Raw genomic sequence first — 26,798 nt, forward strand, 5'->3', positions numbered from 1 at the left:
TTTATAAACGCCTAGAGATTTTTTTATTTAATTATTAAGTAATTAAATCTTCTAGGTGTTTTTTTAGCAAATTAATAAAATCAGTTTACATTATTTTTAAGATTAAAAACTGTATAATCTTGACGATAAAAATTTCGTATTGCTATAATTTTACTGAATGTTAAGAAAAATTAACAATTAAATACCAAACATTAATTTATAGGGTAATCCTTAAATTTGATTCCCCCTCTCTATGTAATTTGACCAAAAACTAACCAAAGTCACCGTAATTTAACTACTAAAAAAATTTTGTAAAAAAAATTAAAGTTTTGTTAACGTTTATAATTTTTTTTAACATATTGATTATAAATAAAAAAAAATATTTCTGCTTAAAAACCCTCATTTTTATGACCTGCCGGAAAACTTACTTTGTATACAATTTAACCGTTAAAATGTTAAAAAAAACATAAAGTTAATGCAGTTTTTATTTAAACAGTTTACATGAACAGATAATCTATATAATATTGTCGTTTGTAAAGAACGAATCAATTAATGACGTTAATTACTAAGTTTTCATAAAGGATTTGAAAGCTTTTTTGTAGTACAAAAAGGAGCAGTACAAAAATGATTATAAATTTATAAAATTAATTCTATTTTTTATAGGCAAAAAAGATGAAAAAAATAAAACTTACGCCCTATCAATCAATTTTTTATTACGAATGGCTAGCAAACCCATCAAGGAGCGATTACAACATCGTTTCTGATAATATAATCTCTGGAGAACTTAATCTTAGAAAATTTTCCGAAAGTTTTAAAAAAATTATTAATGAGCATTTTGTTTTTAAGAGTTACGTTGTAAATCAGGACGATGGTATTTTTTGGCAAAAAAGAGAATCAATTACAGAAGAAAATTTAAAGACAGTAATCGTTTATCACGATAAACCTTTAAGTAATGAAGATATCAGTAAAATTGTTGCTGAGCCCTTTGATTTAGAGAAGGATATTCCTGCCAGACTTCATATAATTCAAGTTGGTCATCAACAATATCGAATTATTTTAGTCTTTCATCATATTTTAGTTGATGGTGTAAGTACTCAAGAGTTTTGGGACAAACTTGGTCAATACTATAACGATATACCTTATGAGCTACCGTCATATGAGGTTCAAGCTCAAATGCATCAAAAATTAAACGATTCTTATCATGAAATTTTAAACGCACAAAGACAGCAGATGGAAGATTTCTGGAAAGAAGAGTTACAAGATGTAAAAAATATCGACTTAACTTTCTTAAAGTTATCAACCGAAAAACCAAAGCAATCAAATTCGTTTAAGCCTTATATAAGTGAATTTACTTTTAGCTATGATGAAAATATTTATAATCAAATTAAAGCAATACGACGTAAACATAAAATAACACCATATTTATTCGGTCAATTGGTAATGGCTTTGTTGTTAAATAAAATGACATCTCAAAGTGCAATTCCTCTTGTTTACCCAATAGCGTTTAATGAAGGTAAAGAATTAATATATGGCGCTCACATTAATACATTACCTGTTGTTTACCATTTTGAAGAGGATTCAACTTTAGAATCTGTTATACAAAATATTTTGGTTCATTATAAAAAGGTGAAACAGACAGGCGCAAAATACTTACCTATTTACGATATTATGCAGTTTGCTGAAAATGCTAATGTTCTTGATGTGGCATTTGTGCAAACATTCCTTCGTGACCATAAAATGAATCTTAATGGAATGATTGATGGAGCCGTTAATCATGAATTTCAGATAGATTTATCAAATAAATTAGTATTTGAACAAGAAGAATATAATAACCAGATTAATTATCGCGTTAAATTTAGTGAACAACAATTAGATAAACAACTGGTAGAACAACTTGTGAAATTCTATCAAAGACTGTTTATAAAGTTACTTGACTATTTAAGCAATGATCAAGCCGATATTTCAATAAATGACATTGAGTTTCTTAATGAAGATGACTTAAAAGTTTTAATTCATGATATAAATCAGACTCAACAACCGTATCAAAGTGATAAAATCATTGCTCAATTATTTGAAGAACAATGTCAAAAAACACCAAACAATGCTGCTGTGCTTTTTGAAAACATTGAAATGTCTTACGCTGAATTAAATTCCAAAGCAAATCAATTTGCTCATTATCTTCAAGAGCATTTTTCGATCAAACCGAATGATTTAGTTGGACTTTACTTAGATCGTACAGAACAAATTATTGTTGCTATTTTAGCTGTGCTTAAATCAGGAGCAGCTTATGTTCCAATAGATCCAACAGCACCTTCAGAGCGCAACAAATATATTTTAGAAGATGCAAATATTCGTGCAGTGATAACACATTCTCATTACGTTGATAAATTGAATGTATTAATGCCAACGGTGGAAAGTGTTCCGGTTGATGATTCTTCTTTTATTACAACCTTACAAAATTATTCAACAGATAATACTATTATTGAAACTAAACCAAATGATTTAGCTTATGTCATTTATACCAGTGGAACAACCGGTAATCCGAAAGGAACTTTAATTGAGCAACATAACGTTAATCGCTTAATTATTGGAGCTAATTATGTTGAAGTTGACGAGACAGATCGCATAGTATGTATCGCAGGATATCATTTTGATGCATCAATTTATGAAATATTCAGTGCTTTACTGAATGGCGCTGGAGTAGTTATTACTGCTAAAGAAAATCTCTTAGATTTAGATAAATTTAATCAATTAATTGAGCAACATCACATTACCAATTTCCTTGCTATATCTACATTTTTCAATACGTTAGTTGATGCTCAATTACCTAATTTAGCAAAATTGCGTTATATTCTAGCTGGAGGAGAAGCCTTATCAGCTGTTCACGTCAATAAATTTCTTAAATTGTATCCAAATGTAAAACTCGTGAATGCCTATGGTCCAACAGAAACGACTACGCTTGCTACAACTTATTTAACGAACCAAAGTCAAACATCATTCACTAACAATGTACCTATCGGCGTACCATTACCAAATACATCGGTATATGTTTTAAATCCACAACGTCGCCCAGTTCCTATTGGCTGTATTGGAGAACTTTATATTGGTGGCGCAGGTGTTGGTCGTGGTTATCTGAACAATGTTGAAATGACAAATAAAGTGTTCATTAAGAATCCATTTCAAACCGAAGATGAACGAAAGCAAAATTACAATGACCGTATCTATAAAACAGGTGATTTAGTCCGTTTCTTACCAGATGGCAACATTGAATATATTGGTCGTAATGACTTTCAAGTAAAAATTCGTGGTTTCCGTATAGAGCTTGGTGAGATCGAAACTCATTTAATGATGCATCCACAGATTAAACAAGCGACAGTGTTAGCTTTAAATAATCAAAGCGGTTATAAATATTTAGCTGCATATTATGTCGCTGATAATGAACTTGACTCAGCAGAATTGGCAGCGTATTTATTGAATGTGATACCTGAATATATGGTACCTTCAACATTTATACATCTACTGGTTATGCCTGTAACTATCAATGGTAAAATTGATCAAAGAGCATTACCAAAACCAGTGTTACTAACCCAAAGTAGCTATGTTGCACCTAGTTCAACCATTGAGCATTCGATTGTAGAGTCTATCGCCAGTTTATTAGGATTTGAAGCGAGTGCTATCAGTGTTACTGATGATTTTTTCCGTTTGGGCGGCAATAGTATTTTGGCTATTAAATTGTCAAGTAAGTTAACTCGAGAATTTGACCGATCTATTCGAGTTGCTGATATTTTCACTTTCCGTACTGCGCAAAAAATAGCTCAATTTATTGATAAAAATCAAGAAAGAAGACAATCAATAAGTGTGATGCCAGTTGAGCATATTGAGCAACAATTATTATCCTTTGCTCAAGAACGTCTGTGGTTTATTGATTCTTATGAAGGTGGCAGTAATGCTTATAATGTTCCATTGGTATTCAAGCTTAAAAGCAACACAGATATTAATATACTTGAAAAAGCAATACATGCAATTATTGATCGACATGAAGTTTTACGTTCACTAATTAAAACCAATGCTCAGGGAATTGGATATCAACAAGTTATTGATTTACAACAGTTCTCTTGGAAGATCAATAAACAAAATTGTTCAAACAAAGCTGAGCTTGAAGCTGCAATTTATGATGATCTACATAAAACCTTTATTTTATCCGAAGAATTACCAATTTCTGTTTGTTGTTATCAATTTGCCGGTGATAATTATTTAAGTATTGTCATTCATCATATTGCATTTGATGGTTGGTCAACTGATATCTTTTTAGATGAATTAGTCAATCTTTATCATTACGTTACGGCCTTATCTCAAGGAGATAGTCAGTACGCAGAAACATTACGTTTACCAGCCGTTGAAGTGCAATATAAAGACTTTGCTTTATGGCAACGTAATCTATTACAAGGTGATTTTTTAAATAATCAATTGAATTTCTGGAAAGGGCAATTAGAAGATTTTGAACAACTTAATTTGCCTACCGATTATTCGCGTCCAAGGGAGATTGATTACAGTGGTCATGATGTTACTTTTGAACTGAACGAGCAATTAAGTCAACAAATCCGTTCACTTGCCAATGAGCTTAATGTGAGTGTTTATTCGGTATTATTGAGTGGCTTTTATTTATTATTAGGCACCTTTAGTAATCAAAAAGATGTGGTTGTTGGTTCACCGATTGCTGGTAGAAATTATTCAGGCATTGAAAATACCATCGGCTTTTTTGTTAATACTTTAGCATTACGCAAATGTATTGAGCCTAAAGATAGTTTAAAATCATTTATATTACAGACAAGTGAGCTAGTAACCCAAGCTCAACAATATCAAGATTTGCCATTTGAACGATTAGTTGATGCATTAGCGATTGAAAAAGATTCTTCTCGTCATCCAATATTCCAAGTAATGTTTGGCGTACAGTCATTCGGGGCAGCGATACGAAATGGTAAAACAGAAGAATTATTATCTTTATACCAAAGTGAAATTGTTAATTATCAATCAGCTAAGTTTGATATGACAGTAATGCTTGATGACTCTAAATCAGTTATCACAGGCTTATTTAATTATGCTTGCAAACTGTATCGTAAAGAAACAATTGAGCATTACATCACCATTTATCAAACTATTTTAGAGCAGTTTTCTCAAATGTGTGAGTCAGAAAAACCATTGACAGAAATGCGTTTAGTGGATGCGGCTACTTTCAATCAATTGGTTTTTGAAAAAAATAAACCGTTTCAACCTTATGCAAGAAATAAATCTGTTGCGGAATTATTTGAGGAAAAAGTTAATCAAGTACCTAATAATATTGCAGTAATTTTCCAAGATACTGAATTATCTTATCAACAAATAAATGAGCAAGCTAATCAGTTGGCACGTTATCTGCAAGAACACTTTGATATAAAACCTAATGATTTGATTGGTCTTTATCTTGATCGTTCTCAATATATCCTGATCTGCTTCTTAGCCATTTTGAAAGCAGGTGGGGCTTATGTTCCATTGGATCCAAATGCTCCAGATCCACGTAATCAGTTCATTATGCAAGATGCAAAAGTCAAAGCCGTTCTTACGACTAAAAATCATTGTGATAAATTAACTGGTTTAGCGCCTAATTTATCAATATTGGCTGTTGATCAAGCTGATTTTCATGATAATTTACAAAATTATGCAAAAGATAATCTTTTGATTAAAGCGAATCCACATGATTTAGCTTATGTTATCTATACAAGTGGAACAACAGGGAATCCAAAAGGAACGCTTATAGAGCATCAGAATCTTAACAACTTTATTGTTAATGCTAATTATGTCAAAATTAATCCTAACGATCGTTTATTAAGTATCTCAGGTTATCAATTTGACGGTTCTGTTTACGATTTCTATACTCCGATACTTAATGGTATACCACTGGTTATTGCTGAAAAAGAGACATTTTTAGATTTAGATCAGTTTAATGCGTTAATTGCTGATAAAAAAATTACAAATTTCTGTTGTACAACAACTTTTTTCAATGCATTAGTCGATAATGAAGTTGCTAATTTAAATTTATTAAATTACATTTTTGTGGGTGGTGAAGCTTTATCAGCGCATCATATTAATAAGTGTCATCAACTTTATCCACATGTGAATGTTGTTAATGCTTATGGTCCAACTGAAACCACTGTCTTTGCCGTTACAAATTTGACTAATTTAACGCAAGAACCATTCACTTACAGTGTTCCAATCGGTAAAGCATTGACAAATACTTCACTCTATATTCTAGATGAACAACGTCGTCCTGTACCTATGGGGGCAATTGGTGAACTTTATGTTGGTGGTGAAGGTGTTGGTCGAGGTTATTTAAATAAACCTGAACTGACAGATAAAGTGTTTATTCAAAATCCATTCCAGACTGTCGTTGAAAAAGCTCAAAATTATAATGGGAGAATCTATAAAACTGGCGATTTAGTGCGTTATTTAGCGGATGGCAATATTGATTATATTGGTCGTAATGACTTCCAAGTTAAAATTCGTGGATTTAGAATTGAACTTGCAGAAATTGAAACGTGTTTAGTCAGCCACGCTGAGATTCATCAAGCTGCCGTACTAGCTTTAAAAAATAGTGCTGGTGCTAAATATATTGCAGCTTATTATGTTTCTAAACAACCATTGAGCCAAGAACAACTCGTTGTTTATTTACAACAATCACTTCCTGAATATATGATCCCAGCTGCCTTTATTCATCTTGATGCTATGCCAATGAATATGAATGGTAAATTGGATCGTAAAGCGTTACCGACACCACAACTCATTGATGAGAAAAACTATGTCGGTCCAACAAATGAAACCGAAGCTATTTTCTGTCAAACCTTTGCAAACATTCTTGGTTTACAAGCGAATGAAATCAGTATTCATGATGACTTTTTCAAACTCGGTGGGGATAGTATTAGTAGTATTCAACTTACCAACCGAATTAAACAAGCTCTTAATTATTATCTTTCAATTAAAGATATCTTCAATTTAAGAACAGTACAAGCTTTAAGTCATCATGTGATAAATAATCGACATGATTCAAAAATCAGTGTTGAAACTGAGCAAGGGATCTTATCAGGAAGTCTTGAGCTTTCTCCTATTCAACAGTGGTTCTTTAAAGAAGTTGAAGTCGGAAGATTCCCAGATCATCATCATTGGAACCAAGCATTTTTACTTAAGGTTCCAATGCTTAACATTGAGTTACTCAAACTAAGTGTACAAAAATTGCTTGAATATCATGATATGTTACGGGTTAATTATCGTCATACAGTTGCAACTTATCAATCACTACCTGATATGTTGCCATTTTCTACCCAGAATGTAACAGGTTGGTCACAAGATGACATTCACCAATTATTAACTGATTGGCAAAGTAATTTTACTTTTGATCAAGGAATATTATGTCATATTGGTTATTTAACTGGTTTTGATGATAATTCTGCACGTATTCACATCGCTGCTCATCATTTAAATATTGATGCCGTGAGTTGGCGTATAATTAAAGATGATCTAGAAGCTATTTACCAATATATAAGCCAACAATCATCTGTTGATGCCAATATCAATGTGACAAATATTTTAGGTGATAAAGGGAGTAGTTATCGTCAATGGGTAAATAAACAACAACAATACCCAACACTAATTGCGAGTGAGCAAGAACCGACGTATTGGCAAAGCATATTAGCTGATATTAATCAGTATCATAATCACCTTGATCAACACCGTGTTGATACGCTATATCAAGCTAAAATGCAGCTGTCTAAGACACAAACCTCTCGTTTACTTAGTCAAATTAATAAGGTATATGGTACAGAAATTAACGATATTTTATTAACAGCACTAGCACAAGCGTTAAAACTGGTATTCAGTGGTAATGATCACTATATATTATTAGAAGGTCATGGGCGAGAAGCGCTATTTGATGAAATTGATATAAATAATACTGTTGGCTGGTTTACCAGTATGTATCCAGTTAAGCTAATTGTGAATAACGATAATGTTGCTAATAATGTTGCCATGATTAAAGATTCATTAAGAGAAATACCTAATCATGGTGTGGGTTATGGTTGTTTGGTTGGTTATATCAAACAAGCTTTACCAGCGATAAGTTTTAACTATTTAGGTCAATTTGATAGTACTGAAAAAGTAAATAAATGGCGATTTAGTGATGAAGATAGTGGTATATCAATGTCTTCTAATAATCGCATGACAGACTTTTTATCCGTTAATGGTGGTATTTTAGATGATCAATTACAATTTGCTATTACAGGATATGTCAATAACGAACACGGTGAAGCTCTAGTTACTGCCTTTACCCAACAACTTAATGAATTAATTGATCAATTAGCATTAATTGAACGAAGTTATTTAACGCAATCTGATATTAATGGTGTCATCTCTTCGACATTGCTTAATTCATTACAAAGTGACAGAGAAATAGAGGCAATTTATCCTGCAAATAGTTTACAGCAAGGCTTTATATATCATGCTGTTTCTCAAGGTGATTCAGATAATGCCTATCGAATTCAAATGATATGGGATTATTACAATTCACTTGATATTAATTTGCTTGAACAAGCATGGCACCTTACACAGCAAAAATTCCCTTCATTGCGTTTACGTTTCTCATGGGTGGAAGAGCTGGTACAGATTATTGATAAACAATCCGATTTTGCTTGGGAATTTATTGATCTTAGTGATCAAACTCAAGAGCAACAACAACTCAGTATGAGTGAATTGATCAAACAAGATGAACAAGTCGGTTATGATTTAACTAAAGGTCAACTGTTTAGGGTTTCCTTAATTAAATGTTCCAATGAATATTATCGATGTTTATTTAATAATCATCATGCTATTTTAGATGGTTGGAGTTTACCAGTCTTACTTAATGATGTGCATCAAAATTATTTAACTTTATTACACCAAAAAGAGGTAATTATCCATGAAGATAGTAGCTATTTAGCTGCCCAATCTTATTTACAAAGTAAAACCGATGAGACAGCATCATTCTGGAAACAATACCTTAATGTTGAGCTTGAACCTGAGAATTTAGAAAGCTTACTTAAAGCGGATCTAAATCACGTTAACCTAGGTGAACATAAATATATTGAAAATCCACAAGAGATTTCAATTGAACTTAATTCACAACAGTGTGAACAATTAAAAACACTGTGTAAAAACAGTGAGTTTACATTAAATGCTTTGGTTCAATATTGTTGGCATCAACAGTTAAGCATTTTTGGTAATACCAAAACAACCGTTGTGGGTATGACAGTATCTGGTCGTAACTTACCTATTGATGGTATAGAAAATTCTATCGGGCTTTATATTAATACATTACCTGTAATTTTAGAGCATACTGATGGTAGCGTTATTGAGACCATCAAAATGTTACAAACACACATTAATAATGTGAATAATAACAGTAATATTAATCTGATTGAATTACAAAAATCAGGTACACGTCTATTTAATTCACTATTTGTATTTGAAAATTACCCATTATCAGAAAGAGAAGAAAATGAATTAAAAATTGTGTTCCAAGGCGGCCATGAAAAACTGGATTATCCTCTCGGAATTGTGGTTTATGAGGCAGCAGGTAAAATATCGATTAAAATCAAATATGCTGGGGAACTATTTGATGAATCAGCTATAAAACGTGTATTGAAAGGAATAGAATTAACCTTAATACAATTAGCTAAAAATCCAGCTATTGAGGTAAATGCGCTCAATTTATTAACTGAGCAAGAGTATGACCAATTAATCGTTAATCAACAAAGAAATATCGTTCCATTTGAACGTCATAAACTCGTGAGCCAATTGTTTGAAGAACAAGTTCAGAAAACACCTGACTCTATTGCAGTTGTTTATGAAGATACGAAATTAACATATCAGAGTCTGAATGAACAAGCCAATGAACTGGCAAATTATTTACGATCACAGTTATCAGTACAACCTGATGATTTAATTGCGTTATACTTAGATAAATCGCACTATATGATAGTAAGTATTCTAGCTGTATTAAAATCTGGTGCTGCTTATGTGCCTATCAGTCCGAACACGCCAGAAGAACGAGTGGAATTAATTCTTAATGATACTAAAGCAAAAGGTGTGATAACCCACGCTCATTATGCTAAAGAATTGACCCAACTAGAAACTGAACTGCAACCGGAAGTTATATCAGTTGATGATCCATCTTTGAGTAACAAGCTTTCGCAGTTTGATAAACACAATGTGATCACTTCGACGCGAGCCCACCATTTGGCGTATGTGATTTATACAAGTGGTACAACTGGACTACCGAAAGGGGTAATGATTGAACATCATGGAATTGCTAATTTAGCAACGGTTCAGCAAGGTATTTTAGATCTACAGCCATGTCATCATAAGCAAGATCAGAAAAACGTTCTTTGGTATTCAAATTATATTTTTGATGCTCATGCTTTCGAAGTATATAACGCCTTACTTAATGGCCATCAGTTGCATATTCTGTCGGAAGATAAACGTTTAGACTTTATAGCCTTATCTAAATATACTCAAGATCAACATATTGATTTTGCCTTTATTCCACCAGCTTTACTTGATCAAGATGAACTACTTTCAGTACCTGTTTTGACCGTTGGTGGTGAAGCTATTAATGCTAAATTGGTACAACGTTATTGTCAGCAGGGTATTAAGTTAATTAATGTTTATGGACCAAGTGAAACGACTGTCTGGGCGATGGCTCATCGTTATAATAAAGATGATCTAAATACAGACTTGGGACAAGCCATTAATAACGTTACTTTATATGTTCTTGATGAATATTTACGTCCTGTACCTCAGGGTGTTATTGGTGAATTATACATCGGTGGTGCTGGTGTTGGTCGTGGGTACCTAAATAACCCAACGTTGACCAATCAGTCATTTATCGCAAATCCATTCCAAACCAGTGAGGAAAAAGCGCGAAATTATAATACTCGAATTTATAAAACTGGGGACCTAGTTCGTTATTTACCAAATGGTCATATTGAATATATTGGTCGTAATGATTTTCAGGTTAAAGTCCGTGGTTTCAGAATTGAATTAGGTGAGATTGAAACACGATTAATTAGTCATCCTCAAATTAAGCAAGGACTTGTTGTGGCACTGACTAATAATCAAGGTAATAAATATCTTGCTGCTTATTATGTCTCTGATACAGCCATAGATCAGGCCGAGTTAACCAGCTACTTAGAACAAACATTACCTGAGTATATGATTCCATCAGCCTTTATTCATCTAACGGTAATGCCAGTTAACGTTAATGGTAAAATTGATCGTAAAGCATTGCCAATGCCTAACTTTGTTATGCAAGAAAGTTATGTTGCTCCTAGCACAGTGACAGAACAACAGTTAGTAGCCGACATTGCTGAACTATTGGGAATGGATATCGATTCTGTAAGTGTGATTGATGACTTCTTCAGATTAGGTGGCAACAGTATTTTAGCTATTAAACTGTCAAGTAAAATAGCCAAAACTTTTGAGCGTGATGTGCGTGTGGGGGATATTTTTACTTATCGTACCATTCAAGAAATAGCGAAATATATTGATGGTAATCACCAAAAACGTCAATCAATTACCGTACATCAGGTAGCTAATGTGCATGAACAAAGATTATCTTTTGCACAGGAGCGTTTGTGGTTTATTGATTGTTATCAAGGAGGTAGCAACGCATACAATATACCATTAGTGTTCAAACTTCTGCCAAAAACCAATATTTTGTTTGTAGAGCAAGCGTTACAAGAAATTGTTCAGCGCCATGAAGTGTTGCGTTCATTAATTAAAAACACAACAGACGGTGTTGCCTACCAACAAGTGATGAGTTTGCAAGAGCAACCATTGACAATCGAAAATCATGATTGTGATAGCCAATCTGAATTAGATAAAGCTATTCATAATCATGTATACAAAGTATTTATGTTATCTCATGAATTACCAATTTCGATTTGTCGATACCAATTTGATCAAGAGACTTATATGAGCATTGTGATCCACCATATTGCATTTGATGGTTGGTCAATTGATCTGTTCATTAATGAGTTCAGACAGTTGTATCAATACTATGAGGCTTTATCTTTAGGTGATCGTAATCAAGTGGTTGTTCTCAATTTACCACCAGTAGAAGTACAATATAAAGACTTTGCTTTATGGCAAAGAGAGTATTTGCAAGGTGATATATTGACTGAGCAGTTACAGTTCTGGCAAGAACAACTGGCCAATTTTGAGCCGCTTAATTTACCGACTGATTATGCTCGTCCACAACAAATTGATTATACGGGTCAAAATGTTCTGTTTGAACTTGATTATGATATCAGTGAACAAATACGTTCATTAGCAAAAGAGCTCAATGTTAGTGTTTATTCTGTGTTACTTAGTGGTTTCTATTTACTACTTAGTTCATTTAGTAATCAAAAAGATATTGTTATTGGTTCGCCAATTGCAGGAAGACATTATCAAGGTACAGAAAATACCATCGGTTTCTTTGTCAATACATTAGCATTAAGAAAATGTATTGAACCGAGCGACAGCCTAAAAATGTTTATTTTGCAGACCAGTGAATTAATTACGCAAGCTCAACAATATCAAGATTTACCATTTGAGCGCTTAGTTGATGCGTTATCTATTGAAAAAGATATTTCGCGGCATCCTATTTTCCAAGTGATGTTCGGGGTACAATCATTTGGTGAAGAAGGAAAAGAAGATACTCTATTGCAACGTTATTATAATGACAATGCAGGGTATCAAGCTGCTAAGTTTGATATGACAGTGATGCTTGATGATTCTAAACCAGCAATATCAGGTTTGTTCAATTATGCTACTAAACTCTATAAGCAGCAGACCATTGAGCACTATATCACGATTTATCAATCAATCTTGAAGCAGTTTACACAGATGTATCAACAGCAACACGCTTTAACAGAGCTGCATCTGATAGATAACTCGACGTATCAAAAAGTAATCTTTGATTGGAATAAGACACGTTGCGATTATCCAACAGATGTGACAATGCATCAATTGTTTGAAAGACAAGTATTAAGAACACCAAATAATCTAGCTTTAGTCTATGAACATGACCGCTTGACTTATCAAGAGCTTAATGAGCAAGCGAATCAGCTAGCACATTATTTGCGTGAAAACTTTAATATTCAGCCTGATGATTTGGTGGCAATATGTCTTGAGCGTTGTAAATACATGTTAGTAAGTATCTTGGCTATCTTAAAGGCAGGTGGTGCTTATGTACCAATGGATCCTAATATGCCGGAAGATCGTCTCAGTTATATGATAAAAGATACGAAAGCTAAAGTTGTATTAACAACTAACTTAAGTTATGAAAAGATCAATTCTTTAGTTTCTGAGGATCAAGTTGCATTGAACTTACAGTCTTTACAAACAATTGATTGCTTAAGTAAATATCCAACAACTAATCCAACGCCATTAGCACAGCCTAAAAACTTAGCTTATGTCATTTATACAAGTGGTACAACCGGTATGCCAAAAGGTGTAATGTTAGAACACCAAGGTGCGGTTAACCGTATTATTTGGATGAATAACGAATATCCGATTACTGAAAAGGATCATATTTTACAAAAAACGAATTATACCTTTGATGTCTCGGTGTGGGAGCTATTTTGGGCGAATTGGTATGGCGCCTGCATTGTTTTCGCTCACTCAGAACTTTATAAAGATAATGTTTATCTTGCGGAGTTGATTGAAGCTGAACAAATCACGGTATTACATTTTGTACCATCAATGTTAGTTGCATTTGTGGAAACTTTAGAAGCGCAACCTAATTTGGTTCCAAAAGTTCAGGGATTAAAATATCTGTTCTGTAGTGGTGAGGCACTTAATCTTTATGAAGTAAAAAAATGTCATGTGTTGATGCCAAATTGTAAGGTACATAACCTTTATGGACCAACAGAAGCAACCATTGATGTGCTTTATTATGATTGTAATAATCCAAACATTTCCCAAGTATTAATCGGTAAACCTATCGCTAATACTTCGGCTTATGTTCTCAATGAATTATTACAGCCAGTACCAATTGGCGGAATAGGTGAGTTATATGTTGGTGGTGATAATGTTGCTAGAGGTTATCTAAATAATATTCCATTATCAAATGAGCGCTTTATTGCTAATCCGTTCCAAACGGAAGCAGAAAAAGCACAAGATTATAATGCTCGAATTTATAAAACCGGCGATCTTGTTCGTGCTTTATCTGATGGTAATATTGAATATTTAGGTCGTAATGACTTCCAGGTTAAAATTCGTGGATTCAGAATTGAACTTGGTGAGATTGAAGCTCGATTGACCCAGTATGATGGAATTAAACATAGCGTCGTTATTGCTTATGAGCAGGCTTCAGGCAGTAAATATTTGGTTGCTTACTATCTAGCTAATAAGGAGATTGATAGCCAATTATTACAAGCTCATTTAAATGAAACTTTACCGGGATATATGGTTCCGTCAGCATTCATATATTTAACTGAATTACCAATTACTTCAAATGGTAAGTTAAATCGTCGAGCGCTACCAAAACCAGAGCTTACCGATAAGGTTGAGTATGTCGCGCCAGAAAATGATCTCGAAAGAACATTATGTGAAGTCTTTGCCAATATTCTTAAAATTCCTGCCGAAGAAATTAGTATGCAAGATAGTTTCTTCCGATTAGGTGGTAATAGTATCTTGGCTATGATGCTTAATAACCGAATTAATGATGCCTTTAAAATCAAAATGCGTTTAGTTGATATTTTAAGCGTCAATACGATTCGGGAATTAGCAAGAAAAATCTCAACAGCTCAAGAACAGTTTAATCCTATTGTGGAATTAAGGGTTGATCATGAAAAAACACAAATTTTTATGATTCATCCTGGATTGGGCGGTTGTGATGTTTATCAATCATTAGCGAATAAGTTATCCTCAAAATACAGCTGTTTTGGTGTAGATTCTTACAATTTATATCATGATAAACCTATTGAGGATCTCAATGTTTTAGCGCAATATTATCTGGATCATATCAGTAAAGTTGCAACAAAAGATCAGCCAATCAAATTGCTTGGTTGGTCATTAGGTGGCAACATTGCGTTAGAAATCGCAGTACTTCTTGAGCAACAAGGAATCGAAAATATTGAAGTTTATCTATTAGATTCTTGGTTATTAAAAGAGCAGGATTTAGTTCAGAATCATCATCCAGTAAACATTGCTCATGCTATGGATCGATTAAATCTACCTGCACATGTGCGCGATCAGATTGAGACTTTTGCAAAAATTGATAACAAGCTAGTTATCCAGCAGTTATCAGCTAAATTAAAACATACTCAAGTTGTGTTGTTTAAAGCTACACAAATTGATCAAGGTAAAGACATAGCTGAAAAATATGCATTGAATAACATTGATACTTATTTGCAAGATAACTCTCAATTAAAATTGGTTGAGATAAATTGTGATCACTACACGATTTTATCTCATGAGCAAGACATTTTAGCTCAGATGTTATAACCTTAATATTAACCATCCCCTTAAAGGAACCTTATTTTAAGGGGATGTTTTTTTAGGTAAAGATAATGAATTTCATTTATTTAGCTAATATCAACAAGCTACCTTGGTTTGTATTACAAGATCAAAAAAAAAAATTCTTAGCTACTCTGCTCAGTTAGAGATCGATAAATTTAAATTTGATCAAGATAAATGCCGAAGTTTAGTTGGCAAAATGCTATTGCTTTATGCATTACAGCGTCATGAACAATTTCAACAATCCCGTTTACCTGTCATTGATTATGGTCTTTATCGAAAACCCTATATTCGTACAATAAAAGGACATTTCAATATTTCACATGCCCATGATTGGGTTGCGTGTGTATACAGTTGTAATGGTGAAGTTGGCATTGATATTGAGCATATTACACCCATTAATATTCTTGATTATCATGATGTTATGACTGAAAATGAGTACCAAAGAGCACTCAATGATCCACAATTTGATTTTTTTCAATTATGGACATTAAAAGAAGCGATTATGAAAGCGCAAGGACAGGGATTCTATTTACCACCATCTTCATTTGAGTTACCTTCACCCTTTCATAATGATGATATTATTGAAATTAATCATACGCATTGGTTTCTTTATAGTCAAAGTTTTACTAATGAATATAAATTGTCATTGGCTTCTTTGTATCCAACAGATGGGCAAGTGCAAGTAATTCCACTGCAACCTGATCAATTTTGGCAGTAATTGATTGTTGGAGTTTGACTAATATTTAAAAATTTTATTTGACGATTATTTATTTTATATCAGTAAAGTGCTCAGCTGATTAATTTCTATAATTATTATAGTTAAAAAACCATATTAAATTACTAATTTATGATTAATTAATTTTTTATTGAGGAATAAAGATAATAATCTCCTTTCTGTTAATTGATTTTTGAAGATTTAATATTATTAATAGTCTCGTGTTGAATTTTAGTAAATAAAAGGGGTTGTTTGAAAATATTGTCATCAAGTAGTTCAATAATGCTTGAACAAACCTCTTTAATCTTAATTTATTGATGGTCAATTAACTGTATTGGTATTGAGGAGTAATTTAAAACTGTATACAACAACATTCATAATGTTGTAATTCTAGCCACTCTTTGATGAAAGCCATTGACTGGCGTATTACATTGAAAAATATTTCAATTAAATCAAATTGTTATTTTAATCATAGCGTATTACTCTTTGCTATCCTATTCAATATTTCAAGTGTGGGTAATTCTGCTGCTCCATCATCAACAGTTTAGTCTTCAACAATTAAATCTAAATCATTTTTTTCATTTGAAACACTAGTAATAAGTGCTTAATTCTGAGGTGCTTTGTTCAAATGCAAGAACAAACTGCACATTACTTGTATCATTCCAAAATGGATAAGGAGCTTTCTATAGTTATGAGTAATAACGAACGCTTATTACTCATAACTGTTTAGTTTAGTAAATTTATATTGTCGGCAAATGATGGATCAGACATTTTTAGAAGCATGTAAATTATTTTATTAAATAATGTTGTACGTTAAATCCGATCGCATTGCAATTAATGTAGAATATAAAAAATGATGTGCTATTGCTTCAACTTAATTATAAAACTAAATCCTTTTTTTATGACGCCATAGCCAATTGCCACTGATTAATCGTTGATAGAAGAAAATACTTCTGATGATCCAATCTAAAAACATACCACACCAAACACCAATCACACCAAATCCGAAGTATACACCAAAAATGTAACCCACTATAATTCGGCACATCCACATGCTACCAATGGCCACCCACATGGTATAACTGGCATCTTTAGCACCTTTAAACCCATAAGGCAGAACAAAGGAAGATGCCCAAAATGGAGTAAATAAGGCGTTTAACCAAAGTAAATGTTTTGATATTTCAATAACATCTTGATCATCGGTATACAATGAACTTAATAGGCCAGCAAATGGTACCGATAAAAAGGCTAAAAAGCACAGTAATAAATTAGTCAGATGGAAGATGAATTTCAGTTGCCTAGTTGGTTGATATATTTGTCCCATACCGAGCCGTTTACCGACAATGATAGTCGATGTAGAACCCAGTGTTCCTCCAGGCAAGTTCAGTAATCCGGCAATCGAAAAAGCAATGAAATTGGCTGCAATAGTTGATGTACCCATGCCTGCTACAAAAGTTTGAGTCATTAACTTACCAATATTAAACATTACTGATTCAACACTAGCAGGGATACCAATACTGAGAATATCGAAAAGAATTTTGGTATTAAAAGAATGAAAATAGCTTCTTAATGGTATAAATAGTGCTCGACTAGGTTTAATTGTTAATACTATTAGAATAAACATCATACCACAATAACGCGATGCCGTTAAACCAATACCGGCACCAATAAATCCTAATCCTTCCCAATTGAACATGCCATATATCAATAGATAACTTATCGATAGATTTAATATATTCATGATGATGTTCAAATACATCGGTAGTCTAGTGTTACCTGCACCTCTTAATGCACCGCAACCAACTAAAATAAAAGCTAGGGCAGGGTAGCCTAAAACAGTTAATTTGATAAAGGTTAATGTAAGTTCTTTGACGTTTGCTTCAGCTTTCCCAGCTATGATTTCAACAATCCAATAACCTGAAAATTCTACAAAAACAAAAAGTAATATAGAGATTATGATTAATAACGTGATGGATTGTCTAGCTGCTGAAACGGCTTTTTTTCGATTGTGACGTGCCAAACTGAAGGCAACAACAACGGAAGTTCCCAGTGCAACCGCCATAAAAAATGACATAACAATCATATTAAAGCTTTCAGCCAAGCCAACGGCAGCCATTTCCGCTTTACCTAGCCAACTAACGAGAAAAGTACTAAAAATTCCCATCAATATGATGGATAGATTTTCAATAAAAATTGGCATGGCTAAAGGTAAAATTTCACGCCAAAGCAAAACATTGTTTGAATGTCTTTTTTGGTATAACTGTGTTTTCCTTAAGCGATCAACTAATTGAACATTCAATTTAAAGCCTAAATTTGTCCATAAAAATTTTGTTTATATTATAACTCTTTTATTTGATAAAAATGAACTTATGTTTCAAAAATAAACTTTACTAATAATGAGGTTAAATAAAAATACATTATTTAACCTCATTACCTAATAAAATGTATTGTCATAATAGACAGTAAACTGGTGTGAGCAAAATAAATGTATTTCACTCTTAAAAAATTGTTAGTATGAGCGCGTAGTGGTTAATTTTCAGTATTAATTAACAGATATCCTATCCCTATTTGTCAAAATAGTTTGAGGAGATATATATGTTTCAGTATAAAATTCAGATACTTTTCTTGAATGATGAATTATATAACTATATTATAGCGAACTTTAAAGACTTGGATCACCAAAATAATAAATGAGTCCTTATGTTAATCAATGCTAAAAACATTCTCAAACGATTAAACCCACATAATAAAATTAATTATGACTCGGTATTAAAAGAAGTCATTGCCAATTGGCAATCTGAGGAGATTCGTCCTAAATTATTAATACATAGTTGCTGTGCTCCTTGCAGCACCTATGTTTTGGAGTATCTGGCACAGTATGCCGATATCACCATTTATTTTGCTAATTCAAACATTCATCCTCGAGTTGAGTATGAATATCGCAGTGTTGTGCAGCAAAAATTCATTACGGATTTTAATGAGAAAACAGGTAATAATGTTCAGTTCTTAGAAGCGCCTTATCAACCAGCAGAATTTATCAAACAAGTTGAACATCTGCGTGATGCTCCAGAAGGTGGGGAACGTTGTCATATCTGTTATAAAATGCGTCTAGATTTAGCAGCCATCAAAGCACAAGAATTAGGATTTGACTATTTTGCCAGTGCATTGACGTTAAGCCCTAAAAAGAACAGTCAAAAAATTAATCAACTCGGTTTTGAAATTCAAGAAATTTTTTCAGTTAATTATCTGCCTTCCGATTTTAAAAAAAATAATGGTTATAAGCGCTCGATAGAACTTTGCAAAGAATATGATGTATACAGGCAATGCTATTGCGGTTGTATTTTTGCAGCTAAAGCCCAAGGCATCGATTTAAAAAATGTGATAACCATTGCTAAACAAGGATTAGAAAAACAAGCTTGATTTTTCATTTATTGATATAAATATACTAAAACGTAGTCTTAACCTGAAACTTTTTGACAAAACTGACATTTTTATAAAATAAAAATCTTAAACAAGCATAGTAAATAGTTAAAACATTTCGCTATAATATTGTTGATAAAATAAAATTAGCAGAAAAAAACGATTGTATGTTTTTAACGTTAATTGTGATTTTACAAAATGTGAGTTTATTATGACAAAAATCTATAAACTAGGATTGGATGTTGGCTCAACTACGGCAAAATGTGTTGTGCTTGATGAACATGATAATTTTGTTCATACCAATTATGTTCGTCATAATACCCATATTGTAGCAACCGTGCTTGCATTACTTAATGAAATTAAAACAAAGTTGGGTAAGGATATTCTTTTATCAGTAAAAGTAACCGGTTCTGCTGGGATGGGTATTTCAGAGAAAGCCGATATTGCTTTTATACAAGAAGTTGTCGCCGCTTCTGAAGTAGTGCAACGCAAATATCCTCAAGTGCGAACTTTGATAGATATAGGCGGCGAAGATAGTAAAATGATTTTTTTCTTCCCTGATCGTCCTCCTGACATTCGGATGAATGGCAGTTGTGCAGGAGGAACAGGGGCATTTATTGATCAGATGGCTACTTTGCTTAATATTCCGATTCAACAATTTGATCAATTTGCCCAAGACCATAACCAAACTTTTCCTATTGCCTCACGCTGTGGTGTATTTGCCAAAACTGATGTTCAAAATCTAATTAGTCGTAATGTCTCCAAAGAAAACATTGCCTATTCTGTCTTACATGCTGTTTGTATTCAACTGATTAATACTTTAGCGCGAGGCTATGAAATCATGTCGAAAGTCATGTTAATCGGTGGGCCTTTTTCTTTTATTCCAACATTAGGTAAAGCGGCTTTGCAGATATTAAAATTAGCTGATGAAGACATGATTAAAACTGACCATCCAACATTATTATCCGCTTGGGGAGCTGCGATACACCTTATTGAGCGAACAGAGCTTTCTCTTGATGATTTTATTAATCGATTAAATGCTTCAAATAAAATCCTATCCAATCAATCTTTTCGATTAAAACCACTATTTAATGAATCATTATCTTTCACTGATTGGAAAAAACAGCGTAAATACATTCCAATTCCACGTTTAGATTTAGCTGATTATCAGAAACAATACACTTTTTTAGGCATTGATAGCGGATCAACAACAACCAAAATTACACTCATTAGTGAAGATAATGAACTCCTTTTTACTCATTATGCATCGAATGAGGGTCACTCTATTAGTGCCTTAATTAAAGGGTTGACACTATTAAAAGATGAAATTGCCGCATCAGGTAAACAAATTATCATTGCTCGTACTGGAGTGACCGGATATGGTGAAGAGCTATTAAAAGCTGCTTTTGCATTTGATGATGGGCTCGTTGAAACCATGGCGCACTTTGTCGCTGCTAAACATATTGATCCTGAAGTGAGTTTTGTAATGGATATTGGCGGGCAGGATATGAAGGCCATTTTTATTGCTAATGGAGTGGTTAACCATATTGAGCTTAATGAAGCATGTTCATCTGGTTGTGGATCCTTTATTGAAACTTTTGCTAAATCACTTAATTCCAATATTATCGATTTTGCTGATGCGGCTTGTAATTCCGCTAATCCTTGTGATTTAGGAACACGTTGTACCGTTTTTATGAACTCAAAAGTAAAACAAGCTTTGCGTGAAAATGCGACTATGGGAGATATCTCCGCTGGATTAGCCTTTTCGGTAATTAAAAATGCCATTTATAAGGTGCTTAAACTTCATGACATGCGTAAAATGGGCAATCATATTGTAGTACAAGGTGGAACTTTTAAAAACCCAGCGGTATTTAGAGCGTTAGAACAATTAACAGGAGCACAAATTACCAGCTCTAACATCCCTGAATTAATGGGCGCTTATGGTAGTGCTCTGGTTGCAAAAAATCATTATCAACAAAATCCTACATTATCGCAGTTTATCGGATTAAACCAGCTTCACAAAGCTGAAGATATTAAAGCCAAACCTTCTCGTTGTAAAGGCTGTGAAAATAAGTGCGACATTATGATTTATCGCTATGCGAATGGACGACGTTATTATTCAGGAAATAAATGTGAAAAATTCTTAAGTAATAATCAAGATAAAGACAACAATTCTTTTAATATGCTTGATTACAAAAACAATCTGTTATTTGAACGCGCTAGCATCTCTAACCCTAAGGCTAAACTCCATATTGGCATTCCACGTGCATTAGGTCAGTATGAAAATTTTCCTTTTTGGCACACATTGTTAACGCAAAGTGGTATTGATGTCATACTTTCACCTTATTCAACACAGGCTATTTATGAAAAAGGTGCAGGTACGGTCATGTCGGATAGTATATGCTTTCCCGCCAAGTTAGTACATGGGCATATTATGGAGCTCATTGAGCTAAAAGTAGATCGTATCTTTATGCCAATGGTTGTGTTTGAGTCAGCGCAATTTAATAACGCGGTTAACAATTACAATTGTCCAATTGTAAGCAGTTATGCTGAAGTTGTGCACAGTTCAATTAATCCGGAAAGCAAATATCATTTGCCGATTGATTATCCGGTAATTAACTTCACTGATATTCAATTGCTGAAAAAAGGCTGTATTAATTATTTAACATCGTTAGGTATCACTAGAGCTGTGGCGGAAAATGCCTTTTGTGATGCCTTAATCGCTCAATCAGAGTATAAACAATCGTTGTACAATAAAGCGGCTGAAATTGTGAACAATGCTAGGCAAACTGGTCGTTATGTCTTTGTTTTGGGTGGACGCCCCTATCATAGTGACAGTTTAATTAATCATAAAACCCCTGAAATTTTGAACGCTCTAGGTTGTGATGTAATTACTGAAGATTCCGTATTAGGCGCCATTAGTCAATTATCCCCAGAATTGCAAATCTGTTCACAATGGAGTTATCCAAATCGCTTATATGCTGCGGCTACTTTTGTTGCTGAACAACCTTATAATGTGCAATTTGTTCAAATTAACTCATTCGGTTGTGGTCCTGATGCAATCGTTACCGACGAATGTAAAGCGATATTGGAATCAAAAGGTAAAACGAGTACGGTGATTCGTGTTGATGAAATTACGGCAACAGGATCTGTTCGATTACGATTGCGTTCTATTATTGAATCGATGAGAATGAATCAACAGCAGCCTTTAAAAAGAGTAGCACGTAAAAAAATAGCTCTTTTTAGTAAACAAGATAAACAACGTCGCACTATTTTAGCGCCATTTATTTCTGATTTTTACTCACCTTTATTACCTCCTATTTTTGCTTTATCGGGTTATAAACTCGAAACCTTACCTAAACCGGATAAAAGTTCAGTGGAATGGGGATTAAAATATTGTAATAACGAAATTTGTTATCCAGCGACCATTATTGTTGGTGATATTGTTAAGGCGCTACGTTCTGGGAAATACAATCGTGATGAGATCGCAGTGGGTATTACGCAAACCGGTGGACAGTGCCGAGCCAGTAGTTATTTGTCGTTAATTAAAAAAGCGATGATCAGTAATGGCTTTGAAGATATCCCCATTATTTCACTTAGTACAGGTAATATGAATCAAGCTCAACAACCGGGATTTAAAATCAATTGGCTCAAAACATTACCGATTAGCTTTTTTTCCATGCTGTTTGCTGATTCATTATCAAAAATGTACTATTCCATAGCACCAAGGGCTAAAGTAAAACAACAAGTTAATCAACTCAAAGAACTCTATACACGAAAATTACAACAACTGATTCACCAAAAAAAAGGACAACGTTCCATATTTGCATTATTAGCCGATGCGATTCAACATTTTAATCAGATTGAAGTGATAAATAAAACATGTCCACAAATCGGTATTGTTGGAGAAATTTACGTAAAGTATAACAACTTTGGTAATCAACATAGTGTTGAGTGGTTAATTGAACAAGGTATAGAACCCGTAATCCCTCCTATGATTGAATTTTTTGCACAATGCTTTGTTAATTATGATAATAACGTGGATAATTATCTTGTATCAAAAAGTTATCATTCTTATTTAATGCACTTTTTTGAAAATATAGCGCAGCGTTACGTTGATAAAACAAATAAGATTTTATCGTCCTTCAAATATTATCAACCTTTCCATAATATTCGTGATATTTCAAAAAAAGCTAAAAAAGTTCTTAATTTATCGAACCAATTTGGAGAGGGTTGGTTAATAGCAGCAGGCATTATGACATTTGCTGAATATGGAATTAATAATGTTATCAGTTTGCAACCATTTGGCTGTATTGCCAATCATGTGGTATCGAAAGGTATTGAAAAACGGATGCGCGATTTTAATCCTAAACTTAATTTGTTGTATTTAGACTTTGATGATGGTGCAGGTGAAGTGAATGTACTTAATCGTTTGCATTTTATGGTCAGTTCACTGAAGTATACACAGCTACAACGGATTGTATAAAAAAATTAAATACTCAATTCTATATTCATTGAATCTACTTAGTTGCATATTAATATTTTAGGCCTTTTTATGATATCAATTCACCAATTAAAATCTAAATTTGAATCATTTTTTCTCCCGATGATAATAGGCTCTACAATGGCAATATAACGGGTAAGCAAGTGACATTATCAGCGTGTTTGAGATAAGTTTTGTATGTATTTATAGTGTTGGTTTGTTTTCATATTATTGATGTTTTTTGTGTCATTGCTATTTGGATATTGATTATAATTGATTCAATGCTATTGATGGCAGGTTAGCACACAAGTATCAATAATAAATTTATTTTAGGTGCTTAATTAAATGAAATTAATAATGTTTCATAGTATGAAAGATTTACTATCTTAACTCCTGTCTACGATGTCTCGTTTCAGTTTCAGTGAGTTTAGCTGTAATTACTGAATTGACCGATAACTTTCAGGCAAGAACTACAGAACAGTAATGGGGATAAAAGATTGAAATAACCTTGGTGGGTACGGTGTTAAAAATATTCATTGAGAATCTGTTCATTGAGATTATTTTTTCAAACAGTACATTATAATTGGGTATGATTTTAAATCAGGTTATGAAAACAAGAAGTATAGTATAAATTGCAAAAAAATTTGCATATAAAAAAGAGCAAAAGAATTCAATTTATGATATAAATACAGAAATGTTTTAACTTAAGTTATAAAGAAGGACACGAATATGTTAAAAGAGCAAATGGTAGTAAAAAATTCAACTGGATTGCACGCACGCCCAGTAACAACACTTGTAAAACTAGCCGGTCGTTATAAATCAAATATCGAACTAGTTTATAATGACAAAGCGATTAAAATGAAAAGTATGATGGGTTTATTAGGTGCAGGTGTCAAAGGTGGCTCAACTGTTGAAATCATTTGTGATGGTGAAGACGAACAAGCTGCAATGGATGAAATCCGTGAATTATTTGCTACTGGTTTTGGTGAGTAATTAACTGAAAATTAATTAAATTAACATCAAAGCATTGATTATTCCGTCGACTTAAGTCGACGGAATTGTTTTAAAAGGGCATTAACTAAATACTTTCAAGTAGACCTATTTCAAAAGATTAATTTAATCTTTAATGATTGAATTTAATTCATGATGATCAATCGATGGTAATACCTTAGTAAAACCTTTGGTCAAATAAACTAAATAACAAAATCCAACCGCTAACCAAACTAAGCCAACAATCATCGCAGTCTCATCAAGGCTGGTCCATAGCCATAACGAAAGTAAAACACCAATTGCTGGTAACATACCATATTTAAATAAAAATTTTATTGTCTTTGTTTTAATATCACAAAGATAACTTTTAATTACACACAAGTTAACAAATGTGAAAGCAACTAAAGCACCAAAGCTGATCATTGAAACAACTAAACTAAGATCTAATACCAATGATAACAATGAAAAACAAGCCACAAACAATATTGATAAATAAGGTGTTCTAAAACGAGGATGAATCTTAAAGAAAATCTGTTTTGGTAACACTCCTTCACGACCCATCGCATAAAATATTCTTGATACACTGGTTTGTGCTGTCATTGCTGATGCAAAAACACCCGTTAGATAGGCAGATTGGAAAAAATTATACATAAAATCATTTCCGTATTTTCCAAGTATATTATTTAAATTACTTATAGAATCTACTTTGCGCATTACATCTAAGCTAGCTGTATCTTTATTAGAAGCAAAATCTGTCCAATCAGGATAGGCTAAATGAGCGCAATACGATACAACTAAGAAGATACTTCCTGCAATAAGCACTGTCCATATAATCGCTCTAGGTAATGACTTTTGTGCATCATTTGATTCTTCTGCCAATGTTGCGATAGCATCAAAACCCAAAAAGGCAAGACATAGTATTGCTGCACCAGACATTAACCCGCTAAAATCACCTGCATTCACTGACAAAGGCTTCATCATTGCTTCTGGTGTTAAACTTACATTGGTTAAAGTTAAGAAAATAAATAATCCAATAAAAAACATTTGAACAATAATTAATGTAAAATTTACTGAATTAATTAACTTAATCCCTAAATAATTTAAGAAGCTGACACTACAAAGTGAACCAAGCACAAATACATAAGCAGGAATGCTTGGGAAGGCTTCATTAAGATATATCCCCAATACCAAATAATTTAATATTGGTAAAAATAGGTAATCAAGAATTTGTGCCCATCCCACTAAAAAACCAATTTTTCCACCAAATGTATGTTGTACATACGAATAGGCAGAACCAGCAATAGGCAGTTTATTTGCCATACGACAATAACTTAATGCTGTAAAAAAGATCATTGCTAAAGTGATAACATAGGCTATGGGTAAGTGTCCATTACTGTCAACAGTAACTTCCCCATAAGTGGTAAAGATCCCTAAAGGAACCATATAAGCTAAACCAAATGCAATTAATGCAGGTGTGGTTAAAACTCGTTTCATTTTTATTGCGGACATGACTAATTTTGCTCCTCTGTCCCAAAAAACAATAAAAAACTACTAAGTATAGTTTTGCCTTTTTTTACCCGCTAAAAGCGGCAGGGAATTCTCCCACATTATTATAATTATGCAAGCTAATTTTTAGCTTAT

The 26,798-nt window shown here is 33.1% G+C and carries 7 protein-coding genes; 5 read left to right on the forward strand and 2 right to left on the reverse strand.

Features of this window, described 5'->3' with window-relative positions; genetic code table 11:
* Positions 1 to 651 precede the first annotated feature (651 nt).
* Complete coding sequence (locus tag J4T76_RS10360) at positions 652 to 15,534, forward strand: non-ribosomal peptide synthetase (protein ID WP_267356053.1); 14,883 nt, start codon at positions 652 to 654, stop codon at positions 15,532 to 15,534.
* Positions 15,535 to 15,637: 103 nt separating this feature from the next.
* Positions 15,638 to 16,267 carry a 4'-phosphopantetheinyl transferase family protein gene (locus J4T76_RS10365; protein WP_416380217.1) on the forward strand — a complete coding sequence of 210 codons (630 nt, stop codon included), beginning with the start codon at positions 15,638 to 15,640 and terminating at the stop codon, positions 16,265 to 16,267.
* A gap of 883 nt (positions 16,268 to 17,150) precedes the next feature.
* Here the strand turns inward: J4T76_RS10365 and J4T76_RS10370 are convergent.
* Entirely contained in the window at positions 17,151 to 18,563 is a 1,413-nt protein-coding gene (locus J4T76_RS10370) for an EmmdR/YeeO family multidrug/toxin efflux MATE transporter (RefSeq protein ID WP_267340777.1), read from the reverse strand.
* A gap of 401 nt (positions 18,564 to 18,964) precedes the next feature.
* On the opposite strand from J4T76_RS10370, the gene J4T76_RS10375 reads away from it, so the two are divergent.
* From J4T76_RS10375 to J4T76_RS10385, 3 genes are all read left to right on the forward strand, one after another.
* Complete coding sequence (locus J4T76_RS10375; RefSeq protein ID WP_267354918.1) at positions 18,965 to 19,684, forward strand: epoxyqueuosine reductase QueH; 720 nt, start codon at positions 18,965 to 18,967, stop codon at positions 19,682 to 19,684.
* Between the two features lie 211 nt (positions 19,685 to 19,895).
* Positions 19,896 to 24,170 carry an acyl-CoA dehydratase activase-related protein gene (locus tag J4T76_RS10380; RefSeq protein WP_267356055.1) on the forward strand — a complete coding sequence of 1,425 codons (4,275 nt, stop codon included), beginning with the start codon at positions 19,896 to 19,898 and terminating at the stop codon, positions 24,168 to 24,170.
* Positions 24,171 to 24,896: 726 nt separating this feature from the next.
* Complete coding sequence (locus J4T76_RS10385) at positions 24,897 to 25,160, forward strand: HPr family phosphocarrier protein (RefSeq protein WP_267340782.1); 264 nt, start codon at positions 24,897 to 24,899, stop codon at positions 25,158 to 25,160.
* A 123-nt stretch (positions 25,161 to 25,283) separates the two neighbouring features.
* Here J4T76_RS10385 and J4T76_RS10390 read toward each other — a convergent pair whose 3' ends face one another.
* On the reverse strand, positions 25,284 to 26,666 hold the full coding sequence (locus tag J4T76_RS10390; protein WP_267340784.1) for an APC family permease: 1,383 nt from the start codon (positions 26,664 to 26,666) through the stop codon (positions 25,284 to 25,286).
* Between the last annotated feature and the right edge of the window lie 132 nt (positions 26,667 to 26,798).

This window comes from Gilliamella sp. B3022 (assembly GCF_028751545.1).
Taxonomy (GTDB): domain Bacteria; phylum Pseudomonadota; class Gammaproteobacteria; order Enterobacterales; family Orbaceae; genus Gilliamella.